The organism is Flavicella sp. IMCC45668, assembly GCF_057219105.1.
In genome coordinates this window covers 2,259,273-2,273,988 of record NZ_CM170114.1, presented here as the reverse complement: position 1 = coordinate 2,273,988, position 14,716 = coordinate 2,259,273, and the positions used below count along the sequence as shown (strand labels likewise).

At 34.1% G+C, this 14,716-nt stretch carries 12 protein-coding genes; 8 read left to right on the top strand and 4 right to left on the bottom strand.

From position 1 onward, the window contains the following. Nucleotides 1–37: 37 nt before the first annotated feature. The 3 genes from AC2DZ0_RS09420 to AC2DZ0_RS09410 all read right to left on the bottom strand — a co-directional run bounded on the left by AC2DZ0_RS09420 (nt 38) and on the right by AC2DZ0_RS09410 (nt 3,913). Entirely contained in the window at nt 38–412 is a 375-nt protein-coding gene (locus tag AC2DZ0_RS09420) for a cupin domain-containing protein (RefSeq protein ID WP_484641466.1), read from the bottom strand. Between the two features lie 2 nt (nt 413–414). Beyond that, nucleotides 415–2,682: an alginate lyase family protein gene (locus AC2DZ0_RS09415; protein WP_484641465.1), complete on the bottom strand. Its 2,268-nt coding sequence runs from the start codon at nt 2,680–2,682 to the stop codon at nt 415–417. A 220-nt stretch (nt 2,683–2,902) separates the two neighbouring features. After that, the gene (locus AC2DZ0_RS09410) at nt 2,903–3,913 is read right to left on the bottom strand and encodes a T9SS type A sorting domain-containing protein (RefSeq protein WP_484641463.1); all 1,011 of its coding nucleotides are present in this window, start codon (nt 3,911–3,913) and stop codon (nt 2,903–2,905) included. 473 nt (nt 3,914–4,386) lie between these two features. Here AC2DZ0_RS09410 and leuC point away from each other — a divergent pair, with 473 nt between their 5' ends. The 7 genes from leuC (at nt 4,387) to AC2DZ0_RS09375 (ending at nt 12,652) form a co-directional block, all read left to right on the top strand. Further along, a complete protein-coding gene (gene leuC / locus AC2DZ0_RS09405) occupies nt 4,387–5,787 on the top strand; it encodes a 3-isopropylmalate dehydratase large subunit (protein WP_484489802.1) in 1,401 nt (466 codons plus the stop codon). A gap of 12 nt (nt 5,788–5,799) precedes the next feature. Next, complete coding sequence (gene leuD, locus AC2DZ0_RS09400; RefSeq protein ID WP_484489801.1) at nt 5,800–6,399, top strand: 3-isopropylmalate dehydratase small subunit; 600 nt, start codon at nt 5,800–5,802, stop codon at nt 6,397–6,399. 86 nt (nt 6,400–6,485) lie between these two features. Continuing rightward, nucleotides 6,486–7,025 (top strand): hypothetical protein, encoded by a 540-nt coding sequence (locus AC2DZ0_RS09395; protein WP_484641462.1) that lies wholly within the window; start codon nt 6,486–6,488, stop codon nt 7,023–7,025. Nucleotides 7,026–7,717: 692 nt separating this feature from the next. Continuing rightward, nucleotides 7,718–9,247, top strand: coding sequence for an alpha-isopropylmalate synthase regulatory domain-containing protein (locus AC2DZ0_RS09390; RefSeq protein ID WP_484489798.1), 1,530 nt, complete (start codon nt 7,718–7,720; stop codon nt 9,245–9,247). Nucleotides 9,248–9,300: 53 nt separating this feature from the next. Continuing rightward, nucleotides 9,301–10,356 (top strand): 3-isopropylmalate dehydrogenase, encoded by a 1,056-nt coding sequence (gene leuB, locus AC2DZ0_RS09385; RefSeq protein ID WP_484489797.1) that lies wholly within the window; start codon nt 9,301–9,303, stop codon nt 10,354–10,356. A 168-nt stretch (nt 10,357–10,524) separates the two neighbouring features. Then, entirely contained in the window at nt 10,525–11,979 is a 1,455-nt protein-coding gene (locus AC2DZ0_RS09380) for a sulfatase-like hydrolase/transferase (protein WP_484641461.1), read from the top strand. 91 nt (nt 11,980–12,070) lie between these two features. Next, on the top strand, nt 12,071–12,652 hold the full coding sequence (locus AC2DZ0_RS09375) for a MiaE family protein (RefSeq protein WP_484492494.1): 582 nt from the start codon (nt 12,071–12,073) through the stop codon (nt 12,650–12,652). A gap of 74 nt (nt 12,653–12,726) precedes the next feature. On the opposite strand, the gene AC2DZ0_RS09370 is transcribed toward AC2DZ0_RS09375, so the two are convergent. After that, the gene (locus tag AC2DZ0_RS09370; protein ID WP_484489795.1) at nt 12,727–13,572 is read right to left on the bottom strand and encodes an OmpA/MotB family protein; all 846 of its coding nucleotides are present in this window, start codon (nt 13,570–13,572) and stop codon (nt 12,727–12,729) included. A 104-nt stretch (nt 13,573–13,676) separates the two neighbouring features. Between AC2DZ0_RS09370 and AC2DZ0_RS09365 the strand changes: the two genes are divergently transcribed. Continuing rightward, nucleotides 13,677–14,678 carry an FAD:protein FMN transferase gene (locus AC2DZ0_RS09365; RefSeq protein ID WP_484641459.1) on the top strand — a complete coding sequence of 334 codons (1,002 nt, stop codon included), beginning with the start codon at nt 13,677–13,679 and terminating at the stop codon, nt 14,676–14,678. Nucleotides 14,679–14,716: the final 38 nt, after the last annotated feature.

Sequence of the window (14,716 nt, the reverse complement as noted above, 5' to 3'; positions counted from 1 at the left end):
TTAATTATCAAAATTAACATTAACACAATTGTATACCCTAAGATTTATCCCCAAAATAAGAGACCCCATCACCACTTAAAAAATCTTCCCTAACAGGACTGAAAGTATCGATTAGTTCGCCTTCTTCTAAACATACAGCGCTGTGCCATAAGTTTGGTTCAATATAAACTCCGTCACCGGCTTCTACGATCTTCTTTTCTCCGTCTATTTCGAATTCAAATTTACCTGAGGCGCAAAAGGTTGCTTGCGTATGAAAATGTTGATGTGGAGCTCCCAAGGCACCTTTTTCAAATTTTACTCTTACCATCATTATTTGGTTATCATATCCCAAGAATTTTCTAGAGACTCCTCCACCAAGTTGCTCCCATTCTATTTCTTTTGTGTCGATGTATTTTTCACTAAGTCTTTTCATTTTTATTTAATTAGAGTTAATTTATCGTAATAATATGGACCAGTCCATGTGTAATTTTTATTGAATATTTTTAAACTATGTGTTTCTAGATGAGAGGTATTTGAATTTACTGTGATAAATAATTTTGATTCACCAGATACTGTATGTATTAAAATAGCCGTGTAATCATCCGAGTTAAAAATTGTTTTAATGGTTTGGATATTACTTTTTGAGTTAATAGCCGATTCTGTGACGGGGCTGTAGCTCCCATGTGATTCAATAGCCGAAACAAATATTGTGTTTTGGGTATTGTCTCTTCTAAGCATAAAAGAAGGATCTCTACGTAAATTAAAGTTCGGATCGTTAGCACCTATTCTAGTGAAAAGTAATTGATCTTTAGAAGTTGTTTCAGTTGTTAATGTGTAAAATTTGTGATTGTGAAACCACGAAAACTTGCAGTTTTCGTTTTCGGCTTTTCCGATGCCTTCAATAAATAAATGTTGATAACCGTTTTTACTACCTAAAGGTTGTAAGTTTTTAGGTGTTGTGTATTTGAAGTTAGTACTTATTACTTGACCAAAATAGTAAATGGGAAGATCGTATCTATTACTTGTCTCAGAGGATACCTTTAGAATATCAATGACAAAAGGCTTTTCAAAATCCTTGTCTTTTATCAAGGCCATTGTTCTTAGCATTTCTGTACCTTTATATGTGTTTGATACTTTTGAACTAACCGCTTGTATTTCTGTGTTGTCTATAGCGAAATAGGATAGGTTTGGATGGTTCTGACTTCCTATTTCATATTTACCTTTGTAATGAGAAGTTTCATTTTGAGTAACCGTGTTGTGAGCAATTGTTTGTTTTGCCCAAGTTTTGTTTTCTTTTAGATAATTTCCACCTCCTTTTTGTTCGATGTTTACATAACGTGATAATCCATAATCCTGAATTACCTCCTCTCCATTTTCATATAAAGAGTAGGATAATTTATCATAATGTCCATGGCTAGAGCCTTGAGAAGCATATTTGAATACCAGTTCTAGATTTTGATTCCTTAAAATAGCAACACCACCTTGTTTTCCCTTTGGGCCATCCGATAGGTTGATGGAATTTTTTTCAAAGGGTTTCGCTTTTCCATTTTTAATATCTAAAGCTACAGCCAAACCTGAGTCGTCCAACAAAACGCTATTTTGTTTTTTGGCAATACTTAACAAACCTGGATCTTTGTTCCCATATTTGTATGAAATATCTACGGCAGTCACAAGTGCTTCTGTGTAATATGACATTCCTTTTTGACCGTCGTTCAATGGGAAGAAATCACCATCTGCGTCTGATAAATTTAATAGCGCATTGATAGATTTTAAAAGTACTCCCTCCTTGTACTCAAAAATTTTTAATTCTGGTTTTACATTTTGTAACCCTGTCGCAAAGATTAAAAACGGATACATCGCATATCTTTGATAATAGGGGCCTTCATTGTAGTATCCATCTGGAGAAAAAGGTTCTTCTATATTTGCTAAAAATCCTGCTTTTCCGTCTTTATTGATAAAACCGCCATCATCATCTTTAGCAGTTTTGTCCATTTTTTTTCCTTTGATACCGTATAAAGCGCGTTGAATTAGAAGATCATCATCCATGACCAATCCGATCATTCCAACCGCAGCATTTCCCCATGTGCTATGATTGTGAACTCTTTGATAAAATTGTGGGCTGTCTACAGAAATATGGTCGGCAAAAGGTCTGAATAAGTTTGTTTCAAGTTTGTTACGCTCTTCTTCTGTTAAGTAATCGTATATGCAATCGTAGGCTTGACTCACATAAACTAACCAGTTTGCATCATTCAGGGCTTGCCAAAATAATTTCCCTCTGGCGTAGGATCTTGTTTTTGGGTGCAAAGGCAATGTTTTGTACAATTGCTCATATTGCATTAACATGTCTTTTACATATTTGGCATATTTTTCATCCTCAAGAATTTGATACAAAAGTCCTGCTTTCTGCAAAACAAACCAGTTTTGTTTATGTCTAGAGTGCGTATACCCTCCAGAATAGTCTTTCGGAATTGGTGTATCAATACCCGCTTTAATCTCTGCATCAACTTCTGCTTTTACTTTCTTTAGTGAATTGTCAAAAATTGGAATTTGACCTAATTGCTGTCTTATTTGTTTTACCCCTTGTTTCGTTAAAATCAAGCGAGGGTGCTCATTGTTTACTTGCGTAGTGTGTTCTTTGTTGTCTTTTCCATTACAAGCTATGAGAGTTATGATGGTGATCAGTAGGGTACAAATGTATTTCATCGTAGTTGTGTTTAATTTGTAATGGTTTTGTAGGATAATCGTAAAACAACAATTGGTTATCCAAATTGGTTTACCAAAAATACTCTTTATTTTTATTCAAAACAAATATTCTTTTGAAATTAGAATTGTGGGGGAGTTATTTATGATAGAAGATATAAAAATTCCTAGACTATCTCAAATTGAGTTAATCTAGGAAGTTCTAAATCTAATCTATGTGAACTTATTGCTTGACGATTTTTGTAGTTCCTGTAATGTTTCCACTAGTAATTTTTAAAACATAAATTCCGTTAGATATAGAAGATATATTTATAGAGTTAGTGCTAAGGTTTGATGCAGCAATTACCACCTTACCAGTAAGATCGATCAATTGAATTTGATCAATGTTGTTTTCTGATGTAAATTTTAATACATCCTTTGCTGGGTTAGGATATACTGAGAAATTAGCAGCGAATACATCTTCTACTGAAGCACCAGCATTTTCAATTAGTGAGATATTGTCATAAAATACTTCTGTGGATTTACTTATCGCATTTAATGCTCTAACATAAATTACTACAAAAGATCCTGAAGCTGTGAAACTGAAACTATTTGTTGTGAAAGTATTTGTTGAGGCAGAACCTTTGCTTGAGTTTTCATCGTTTGTGATTTCTAAATAAGCATCAACTCTTGAATCTGCAGCGCCGTTATCAAGACCTGCTTCAGTAGTGATTTCCTCATTTAACATAAAGACCTCTGATGGTACTCCAGCGCTTTCTGAGCGAGAATCAATAGAGAAAGTGTAATTTGCCCCTGGTGTTACAGCGACTTTTTGATATAGTCGACGAGTTGAGGTAGTTATAATAGGCGCAGAATCTGCATCATCATATAGTTTTACACCTCTGGTTTTGATACCATCTACGTATGATCCATCACTTGAAGAACCAGGTTGTTCGTCCACCCCAAAGGCATCTCCTGGATCTGTTGTGTAGGTGTTTTCAATATATGTCTCCAAAGTAGAATTGTTCCATAACGCACGGTAAGGGCTGGCAGAAGTAGCTCCTGCATCAGCATCTAATTTTACAGTGCTATTTGGGGTCATGTCGAATGAATCTGCATTATCAGAAGTTTCGTTTTGGAATTCATCTCCAGTTCCATTTAAAACAAGGTTTGTTTGACTCGTTCCATATTGAAAACAGAAAGCCACAAGTAAAATTGGTAAAAGTTGACTTTTTAAAAGTAATTTTTTCTTCATAATATTGGATTTAAAGGTTGTTTTTTTTGGTTTTCCAAATTGGGAATCCAAACTGGATATCCAAATTGGTTTACCAAAAGTAATAGAAATTTTCAGAAATAAAAAAAAAAGTAAAAATTAATTATTTGGAAATGATGTAAATAGGGGTAGGAAACTATTCATTAGCCTATGTTAATATTGATGTTATGGCATTTTAAGTTTTTTTTCTATTGAGGTGATTTAAAACAAAAGTCAAGAAACTTCGTCATAGTAATAAGGAATTCGTAAATTTGCCGTCCTTCTTTGTCTTAGAAGCTTAAAATCAATTCATTTTGAGATTAGACATCGTAATGAAGAAGGGCTTAAGTCTTTGTTTTATATGGATTTGTGTCGATTTTTTTTAAGAATGGATACAGTAAAGAATTAAACATTTATCCGATAAAAAAAGATAACAATAGTATTTTTGAAAACTTATAAATAAAAAGAACATAAAAATGGCAAAAACATTATTTGACAAAGTATGGGATTCACATGTTGTTCGTCGCGTTGAAGACGGACCAGATGTATTCTTTATCGATCGTCATTTTATCCATGAGGTAACTAGTCCAGTAGCATTTTTAGGATTAGAGAGTAGAGGAAACAGTGTTGTATATCCAGGTCGTACATTTGCAACTGCAGATCATAATACACCTACAATTAACCAACACTTACCTGTTGAAGATGCTTTATCAGCCAATCAATTACAAGCCTTAGAAAACAATGCAAAAAAGCATGGTATTTCTCACTGGGGATTAGGTGATGTTAATAATGGTATTGTACACGTTGTTGGTCCTGAAAATGGAATTACATTACCAGGTGCTACAATTGTTTGTGGAGATTCACATACTTCAACGCACGGTGCTTTTGGTGCCATTGCTTTTGGAATTGGAACTTCTGAGGTTGAAATGGTATTGTCTACTCAATGTATTATGCAACCGAAACCTAAAAAAATGCGTATCAACGTAAATGGGAAATTAGGTTTAGGAGTTACTCCTAAAGATGTTGCATTATATATCATCGCAAAACAAACTACTTCTGGAGCTACAGGTTATTTTGTAGAATATGCAGGAGATGTTTTTGAAGATATGACTATGGAAGGTCGTATGACTGTGTGTAACTTATCTATTGAGATGGGTGCTCGTGGTGGTATGATTGCTCCGGATCAAAAAACATTTGATTATATAGCTGGTCGTGCTCAGACTCCAAAGGGAGCTGATTGGGACAAAGCAATGAAATATTGGGAAACTTTAAGTACTGATGAAGGTGCTGAGTTTGACGTTGAATTCAATTACAACGCTTCTGATATTGAGCCAATGATTACTTACGGAACAAACCCTGGAATGGGTATCGGAGTAACTCAAGATATTCCAAATGCTGAAAATGTAGAGGGTGGTGTTGAAACTTACAAAAAATCTCTAGGATACATGGACTTCAATGAAGGAGATTCTATGATCGGAAAAGAGATTGATTTTGTGTTTCTTGGATCTTGTACTAATGGTCGTATCGAAGACTTTAGAGCTTTCTGTTCAATTGTAAAAGGACGCCAAAAAGCGGCAAATGTTACTGCTTGGTTAGTTCCTGGATCACATAAAGTAGTAGATCAAATAAAAGAAGAAGGTTTAGATAAAGTGATTACAGACGCTGGTTTCGTTTTAAGAGAGCCAGGATGTTCTGCTTGTTTGGCAATGAATGATGATAAAATTCCTGCAGGGAAATTATCAGTTTCTACATCAAACAGAAACTTTGAAGGTCGTCAAGGACCTGGATCAAGAACTTTATTAGCTTCTCCATTAGTAGCTGCGGCTTCTGCTGTTGAAGGTGTAGTAACTGACCCAAGAACAATCTTAAACGCTTAAAAATAGAATACAATGGCTTACGATAAATTTGAAGTATTAACAAGTACAGCTTATCCATTACCAACTGAGAATGTGGATACAGATCAAATCATTCCTGCTCGTTTCTTAAAAGCAACAGAGCGTAAAGATTTTGACATTAACTTTTTCCGTGACTGGAGATACAATGCAGATGGAACACCTAAGGCTGATTTTCCTTTAAATCAAGAAAAATATGCAGGGTCTAAAATTTTAGTAGGAGGTAGAAACTTCGGTTCTGGTTCTTCTAGAGAACATGCCGCATGGTCTGTATACGATTTCGGATTGAGATGCGTGATTTCCTCTGCCTTTGCAGATATCTTTAAAAATAACTGTTTGAATGTTGGTGTATTACCAGTTCAAGTTTCAGCTGAATTCGCAGACAAGTTATTTGTTGCAATTGAAGCAGATCCAAAAACTGAAATTACAGTTGATTTACCAAAACAAACAGTAACTTTGGTTGCTACAGGGGAGTCTGAATCTTTTGTGATCAATGGATATAAAAAAGGAAATATGTTGAATGGTTTTGATGATATCGATTATTTAAAAAATATCGAAGGAGAAATTTCAGCATTTGCAGAAACTCGTCCTTTCTAAGAAAGTACAAGTTTTAATAATTTAAACGACTTGGCTATATATATAGCCAAGTCGTTTTTTTTTATATAAATTTGATAAAAAAAGCTATGAAAAGAATTGTGTTAATTTTGTTTGGTTTCCTTTTGGTCCAGTGTGGTATCATTGAAGATTTGTGGGATTGCGAAGAGTATGAGGTCGGGTTTACATTCGTAAATAATACAGATAAAGAGGAAATAGATGTTAAAATTTCTGTTGTAAAAATTTATTCAGAAACTTTAGAGGTTTTGGAGACAGAGATTCATAATGTTCTAAAAGGCAGTGAAATAAATATTTCAAAATCAGCTAAATGGAGTGAGAAAATTAGTGGTTATTATGGAGATATTAATTTTTATGAAGGGATAAATATTTCTTACAATACAGATTTTTGTTTGATGATTGAGGAAGGAGGTAATAAGTATTTTACGTATTCTGCCGATTACGATTCAGAAGGATATTGTGATTCATGTGGAAAGGCTTGTGTAGATGTTGATGAGGGGTATGATGCCTCAATTGTTTATTTCTCAAATGAAAATATAACCTCAGATATTTTGAAAAATATCCCTGAATATCATGACTATCCATTTATTAATGATGAGATTATTGAATAGATTGTAAAACCTATTACTCTACGTGTAATTGTAAAAGCGTTTATCTAAATTGAGAAACGCTTTTTTTGATGTAATTACATTTTCGTTTTAGGTATTAGTATTCACTAGACCATGTTCTTCTCTAATCAATAATTATGCTGGAAACGTCTTAACTTTAGTAATTGTAATGTTAGCGGCAATAACTTGTGTAATTGGTGCATTTTCAATATTGTAAAGCAATAGATTTGCAGTTTTATCTATAAAAAGATATGTTTTATCAAAATTGAAATTTGTTAGTTCATCAGTTGTAATAATTTCTTCTGTCGTCTCTTCGGAACATGAAAATAATAAAAAGAGTAAAATTGGTAATGCGAGTAAACAACTGTAGTTTTTTATATTTAATTTTTTTTCAAAAATCGATTCTTTTCATGTTTAGAATATTCTTTATTAACTCATTTAGGAGTAAATTATATTCAAATGACTCATTTGTGTGTAAAATATTTTAGGGAATTACGACGGTTTATCGGCTTCTGCTAGTACAAAAAATAAAGTATTCTTAGGTTCTAATTTGATTAAACGGAGATATTGTCCTATATATAGGTTGAGGCATATTTCTATTTCTGAAATGCTAAATTCTAAATCCCTTTTTTTATCTTTGCACTCTTGATTTTTAAGCAATCATGAAAAAATAATAATAAAAATTTTTCAAAATAATGAGCAGAAGAAAAATTGAAATCATGGATACTACACTTCGAGATGGTGAACAAACCTCTGGAGTGTCATTTTCTGTTTCTGAAAAATTAACCATAGCAAAATTATTACTTGAAGAATTAAAAGTAGATCGGATTGAGATAGCATCAGCTCGCGTTTCTAAGGGTGAGTTAGAAGCGGTTCAAGAAATTTCTAAATGGGCTTCTGAGAATAATTATTTGAATAAGGTTGAGGTATTGACCTTTGTAGATGGAGGTAAGTCCATAGAATGGATGCTAGAATCTGGATCTAAAGTGCAAAATTTATTGACTAAGGGATCTATGAATCACCTTACGCATCAACTAAAGAAAACTCCAGAACAACATTTTTCAGATATTGAATCTTCTATCAGTTTAGCTGCTTCACATGGGATTCAAACCAATGTGTATTTAGAGGATTGGAGTAATGGAATGCGAAGTTCTAAAGAATATGTATTTGAGTTTTTAACATTCCTTTCTACACAACAAATAGAGCGTGTTTTGTTACCAGATACTTTAGGAGTGCTTACACCGAAAGAGTCTTTTTCTTTTGTGAAAGAGTTAAGAGAAGCCTATCCAGAGATGCATTTTGACTTTCATGCTCATAATGATTACGACTTGAGTGTGGCCAATGTTATGGAGGCCATCGATGCCGGAGCAAATGGATTGCATTTAACAGTAAACGGAATGGGGGAAAGAGCAGGAAATGCTCCTTTGGCTTCTGTTGTTGCTGTGGTGAATGATTTTATGCCGGATGTTGAGATTGCGGTAAATGAATCTTCTTTGAACAAAGTAAGTAAGCTGGTTGAAAACTTTTCTGGATTCAGAATTCCGGTTAGCAAGCCAGTTGTAGGAGCAAATGTGTTTACGCAAACTGCTGGAATTCACGCAGATGGGGATAATAAAAAGAACCTGTATTTTAACGATTTATTACCAGAGCGTTTTGGTAGAAAACGTAAATATGCCTTAGGTAAAACTTCGGGAAAAGCGAATATCCAGAAAAACTTACAGGATTTAGGTTTGCAGTTGAATGATGATGATTTGAAAAAAGTCACTCAGAGAATCATTGAGCTCGGGGATAAAAAAGAGTTGGTAACACAGGAGGATTTACCCTATATCATTTCGGATGTTTTAGACAGCAGTTCTAGGGAAGAAAATGTGGTGGTAGAAGGATATGTGTTGACGCATGCAAAAGGGTTGAAACCATCAACAACGGTTTCGCTTAGAATTAACGGGAAGTTGTTTGAAGCAAATGCGAGTGGTGATGGACAATTTGATGCTTTTATGAATGCTTTGAGAAAAGTTTATGCGGAGCATACTGACAAAACGGTTCCTACACTAACCGATTATGCCGTAAGGATTCCTCCAGGATCAAATTCTGATGCTCTTTGCGAGACGATCATAACTTGGAAAAATCGTAAAAAAGAATTCATTACTCGTGGTTTGGATGTAGACCAGACAGTGTCTGCCATCAAAGCAACTCAAAAAATGTTGAACATTCTTGAAATGTCATAATAAATAAAATGTTTTAGTGTTAGTCACTAACAAAATAATTAAATAATAAGAAAATGAAATTAAACATTGCCCTTTTAGCCGGAGACGGTATCGGACCTGAAGTAATTGATCAGGCAGTAAAAGTATCAGATGCTGTAGCAAGTAAATTCGGTCATGAGATTACTTGGAAGCCAGCTTTAACTGGAGCAGCTGCAATTGATGCAGTTGGAGAACCTTATCCAGATGCAACGCATGAGATTTGTAAATCTTCTGATGCTGTTTTATTTGGAGCAATTGGTCATCCTCGTTTTGATAATGATCCTTCTGCAAAAGTTCGTCCAGAGCAGGGATTATTGAAAATGCGTAAAGCATTAGGTTTGTTCGCTAACGTGCGTCCAACTTTTACATTCCCATCTTTATTAGATAAATCACCATTGAAACAAGAGCGTATTGAAGGAACTGATTTGGTTTTTTTACGTGAATTGACAGGAGGTATTTACTTCGGAGAAAAAGGAAGAAGAGACGGTGGAGATACTGCATTTGATAACTGTGTATACACAAAAGAAGAGGTAACTCGTTTGGCAAGAAAAGGATTTGAATTGGCAATGACTCGTTCAAAAAAATTATGTTGTGTTGATAAAGCCAATGTTTTAGAAACTTCTCGTTTATGGAGAGAAACAGTGCAAGGTTTAGAAGCAGAATACCCAGAGGTTGAAGTTGCTTATGAATTTGTTGATGCTGTAGCGATGCGTTTGGTTCAGTGGCCAAACTCTTACGATGTATTGATTACAGAAAACTTGTTTGGAGATATTTTAACGGATGAAGCTTCTGTTATATCTGGATCTATGGGATTAATGCCATCTGCTTCTATGGGAGCTGATATTGCATTGTTTGAGCCTATTCATGGATCTTATCCACAAGCTACTGGTTTGAATATTGCAAATCCAATGGCTACAGTTTTATCTGCTGCCATGATGTTTGAAAACTTTGGTTTACAAGAAGAAGGTAAAGCTATTAGAGATGCAGTAAATAAAGCATTGTCTGAAGGAGTTGTTACTGAAGATTTAGCAAATGGAGCTAAAGCTTATGGAACGATAGAAGTAGGAGATTTCTTAGCAAAAAGTATCTAGGCGATAATAAGATTAGAAAAGGGGATGTTGAAAAACATCCCCTTTTTTTATGTCAAATTTTAACCCTTTATTTTCTGAATTTGAACTTGAGTGGTAGTAAAATAAACATTTGATTTGTACGATGTATTCATGTTGAGTTAAATTGCAATCTAATATAAATGGTAACAGATGACTTGTTTAAATCAATTTAAAAGGAATTATATATTAATTGTAGTATTCGTATTATGTTATGGTATAAATGCGCAAAGAAAATCAGATAAACCCAATATTATTGTGTTTATGGCAGATGATATGGGTTATCAAGATGCAGGCTTTACTGGAGCAAAAGATATCTTAACCCCAAACTTAGATGCTTTGGCAAAATCGGGTGTTGTTTTTAAACAAGGGTATGCGAATCATCCTTTTTGTGGCCCCAGTAGAGCTGCTATACTCTCTGGTAGATATCCTTATCGCTTTGGGTTTGAAACAAATCCAGCTTACGATCCCGCAAACCCTATGATGGGAATCGATAAGAATGAAGTATTGTTTCCTGAAAGATTGCAAGAAGTTGGGTATACTACAGGTGCTATTGGAAAATGGCATTTAGGAACTGCAGAACAATTTCATCCTAATAATAGAGGTTTTGATTATTTCTATGGTTTTCTTGGAGGTGGTCATGATTATTTTAGAATTGATTTGACGAAAAGAGTTTGGGAGGCTTATCTTCAAGGTTTGCAGAGAAATAAAAGACCCGCTGATTTTGAAGGCTATTTGACAACTGCTTTGAGTAAAGATGCGGTAAAATTCGTAAATGATAATAAAGAGGATCCTTTCTTTTTGTATGTGGCTTACAATGCTCCTCATATGCCTTTGCAAGCTCCAAAAGAAGATGTGGCGAGGTATTCTCATATAAAGGATAAAAAGCGTCGTGTTTATGCCGCAATGGTTGATGTGATGGATCGAGGGATTGGTGAGGTTATTGGTGCTCTAAAGGAAAATGGAATTTTTGAAAACACGTTGATCTTCTTTTTGAGTGATAATGGTGGACCTCAGTCATCTGAAAAAAGTCCGACAAAAGGGAATGGTTCGAGCAATGCTCCGTTTAGAGGAGGGAAAGGTAATTTATATGATGGAGGAGTACATGTGCCTTTTATGGCTTGTTGGCCAAATAAAATACCGGCAGGACTTGTGTTCGATTATCCTGTAAATTCTTTGGATATTGGTAGAACCGCCGTGGAAGTAGCAGGAGGTGATGCATTGGCTGGAAATAAGATGGAAGGTGTGAATTTAATACCATTTACAATGTCTAAAAAACAGCAAGCCCCGCACGAAGCAATTTATTGGCGTGGGTCTAACGGGAAACAGTGGTCGGTTTTAGATGCTGATGGTGTAAAACATGTAAAAGATCATGATAGTAAAAAACCGGAATTGTTTTATTTAAGAAAAGATGTTTCAGAAGAAAATGACATGGCTGCCAAAAAGAGTAAGAAAGCTAAATCTTTACGTTTGTCATGGGAAACGTGGAATAAAGATAATATTCCTGGGAAAATGATCGGCTATAAAGGCTATCATAAGTTAAGAGATCAATTTTATGAAAACGCCGTTCCGAGTTATTATAAGAAAGATATTACTAAAAAGAAATAAGAATTAATTTATTCGATTAAAAAAGAGGATGTTGAAAAACATCCTCTTTTTGTTTTTAGAATAATATCTTTGCAATATGAAGGACGGAAAAATGTTACACTTAGAATTACCTACAGATCCAAGGTGGGTACATATAGTAGAAAAGAATATTGATGAAATTCTAACGGATCATGCATGGTGTGAGCAAAAAGCTGCTACGAATGCGATTACCATTATTACTTTTAATCCAAATTTAACAGATTTAGTTTCTGATATGTTAGCACTTGCTAAGGAGGAAATTGAGCATTTTGAAATGGTGCACGAAATTATCAAAAAGCGAGGAGGTGTTTTAGGAAGAGAGCGCAAGGATCCCTATGTAGGGGAGTTGTATCAATTTATGAAAAAGGGTGGAACTCGAGAAGATGCTTTGGTTGATAGGTTATTGTTCTCTGCTTTGATTGAAGCTAGAAGCTGTGAGCGCTTTAGAGTGTTGTCAGAAAATATAAAGGATAAAGAGTTGTCTTCTTTTTATAGAGAATTGATGATAAGTGAAGCTGGGCATTATACTACTTTTATTGGTTATGCCAGAAAATATGGTGGTAGAACGGATGTTGATAAAAGATGGAAAGAGTGGTTGGCTTTTGAAAATGATATTATTTCTAAGTATGGTAAGAGCGAAACAATTCATGGTTAAACCTTATATATCGGTATAAAAAAAGCTCCTTCATTTGAAGGAGCTTTTTTTATTCTGATAAGAATTATAAATTCTTAGTTCTTTTCTTCTAATAATTCTAAGAACTGATCCAATTTAGGTTGGATAATGATTTTAGTTCTTCTGTTTTTAGATCTGTTTGCAGCAGAATTGTTTTCTACTAAAGGATCATAACTACTTCTACCAGCTGCGATCAATCTCTCAGGTGCTACTTTGTAGTTCTTTTGCAAAGTTCTAACAACTGAAGTTGCACGCTTTACAGATAAATCCCAGTTATCTTCTAAGATTTCAGTGTTGATAGTTCTTGAATCTGTATGTCCTTCAACCATAACGTCCATTTCTGGTCTTTCGTTGATTACATCAGCAACTTTTTGTAAAACTTTCTTAGCTCTGTTTGATACAGTGTAAGATCCAGAGTTGAATAATAATTTATCGTTGATAGAGATATAAACAACAGTTTTCTCGATATTAACTTGAATGTCTTCGTCGTTTAAACCTTCGTCTAAAACTTTCTTTAAGTTGAAAGCTACCGCTAAATTGATAGAATCTCTTTTAGAGTTTGCATTTTGGATATGTTTGATGTACTCATCTTTTTTTCCTAATTGCTCTAAAGTTTCTTTTACGTTATCTGAAGCAGATTTAGAAATAACAGTTAAGTTATCTACGAATTCTAATGTTTTTTCGTTTCCTTTTAACAAGTAATCGATTTTATCTTCTAAAGCAGCATTCTTAGCTTGCTCTTTTTCTAATTCATTAGAAGAAGCGTTCAAATCAGTCTTAGCCGCTGCTAATTCTTGGTTTGTATCATTGTTTGCGTTTTGTAAGTCAGTGTATTTTTTCTTAGAAACACAAGAAGACAATAATAATACGCAGATTGTAGATAATGCTATAAGTTTTTTCATGGTTTTGAGTAAAATGATTTAATTTGTGCAAATATATTAAAATATCTATATAAAAGAACTTAAAAGTTCAATATTCAAAGATATAATTAATTGATTTACACAAGATGATGAAATTTAAAATGTTAATAAATGGTTTGTTAATCCTAATGATTTGCAATTCATGTGCAAAAATCAAGCCAAAAGAGTATAAATTAGAGGGAAATGTTTTCGGTACAAGTTTTCATATTACTTATTTGTCTGAGCACAGTGAGAATTATGCAATTCGTATTGATAGCCTATTCAAATTGGTGAATGCGTCTTTATCAACTTACGATGGAACATCTGATATTTCTAGAATAAATTCTGGAGAAGAGAATGTTCAAGTAGATACCTATTTTAAAGAAGTTTATCACAAAGCAAATAGAATTTATCTGGAGACAGATGGGGTTTTTGATCCTACAATAGGTGTTTTAGTAAATGCATGGGGCTTTGGGCCAGAAAAAGGAATGAGAGAAATCAAGGATTCAAAGATTAAGGGACTTCTTGAGTTAGTTGGTTATGATAAGGTTCAGTTAACGGAATGTTGTGTTACAAAAAAGGATCCAAAAATTTATTTGGATTTTAATGCAATTGCAAAGGGATATGGTGTAGATGTTGTTGCTAGGTTTCTTGATGAGAAAAACATTAAAGATTATTTGGTAGAGATTGGAGGAGAGGTCCGTGCCAAAGGGAAAAATTTTTCTGGAAAGTTTTGGAGAATAGGTATTGAAAAACCAAATTTTGATGGTTCAAGATCACTTCAACAAATAGTGTCATTAAAGAATGAGGCAATGGCTACTTCCGGAAATTATAGAAAGTTTAAGATCGATTCACTTACTGGTGAAAAATATGTACATACAATTGATACCAAAACCGGCTATACTGCGAAAAGAGATTTGTTAAGTGCCACAGTGATTGCGGATTTGGACTGTGCGGATGTAGATGGTTATGCTACCGCTTTTATGGCTATGGGCTATGAAGAAACTAAAAAGTTTATAAAACATCACAAAGAATTAAAAGTATTCCTTATTTATTTGGACAACAGCGGAGAAACGCAAGAGTTTTCTAACTTCACACTAAACGAGTAACTTTTGTGCTAGAGTTTTTTTTAGTAAATTAGGAACTG

Coding starts and splice junctions, on each gene's coding strand:
- AC2DZ0_RS09420 (WP_484641466.1), bottom strand. CDS start 412: ATGAAAAGACTTAGTGAAAAATACATCGACACAAAAGAAATAGAATGG.
- AC2DZ0_RS09415 (WP_484641465.1), bottom strand. CDS start 2,682: ATGAAATACATTTGTACCCTACTGATCACCATCATAACTCTCATAGCT.
- AC2DZ0_RS09410 (WP_484641463.1), bottom strand. CDS start 3,913: ATGAAGAAAAAATTACTTTTAAAAAGTCAACTTTTACCAATTTTACTT.
- leuC (WP_484489802.1), top strand. CDS start 4,387: ATGGCAAAAACATTATTTGACAAAGTATGGGATTCACATGTTGTTCGT.
- leuD (WP_484489801.1), top strand. CDS start 5,800: ATGGCTTACGATAAATTTGAAGTATTAACAAGTACAGCTTATCCATTA.
- AC2DZ0_RS09395 (WP_484641462.1), top strand. CDS start 6,486: ATGAAAAGAATTGTGTTAATTTTGTTTGGTTTCCTTTTGGTCCAGTGT.
- AC2DZ0_RS09390 (WP_484489798.1), top strand. CDS start 7,718: ATGAGCAGAAGAAAAATTGAAATCATGGATACTACACTTCGAGATGGT.
- leuB (WP_484489797.1), top strand. CDS start 9,301: ATGAAATTAAACATTGCCCTTTTAGCCGGAGACGGTATCGGACCTGAA.
- AC2DZ0_RS09380 (WP_484641461.1), top strand. CDS start 10,525: ATGACTTGTTTAAATCAATTTAAAAGGAATTATATATTAATTGTAGTA.
- AC2DZ0_RS09375 (WP_484492494.1), top strand. CDS start 12,071: ATGTTACACTTAGAATTACCTACAGATCCAAGGTGGGTACATATAGTA.
- AC2DZ0_RS09370 (WP_484489795.1), bottom strand. CDS start 13,572: ATGAAAAAACTTATAGCATTATCTACAATCTGCGTATTATTATTGTCT.
- AC2DZ0_RS09365 (WP_484641459.1), top strand. CDS start 13,677: ATGATGAAATTTAAAATGTTAATAAATGGTTTGTTAATCCTAATGATT.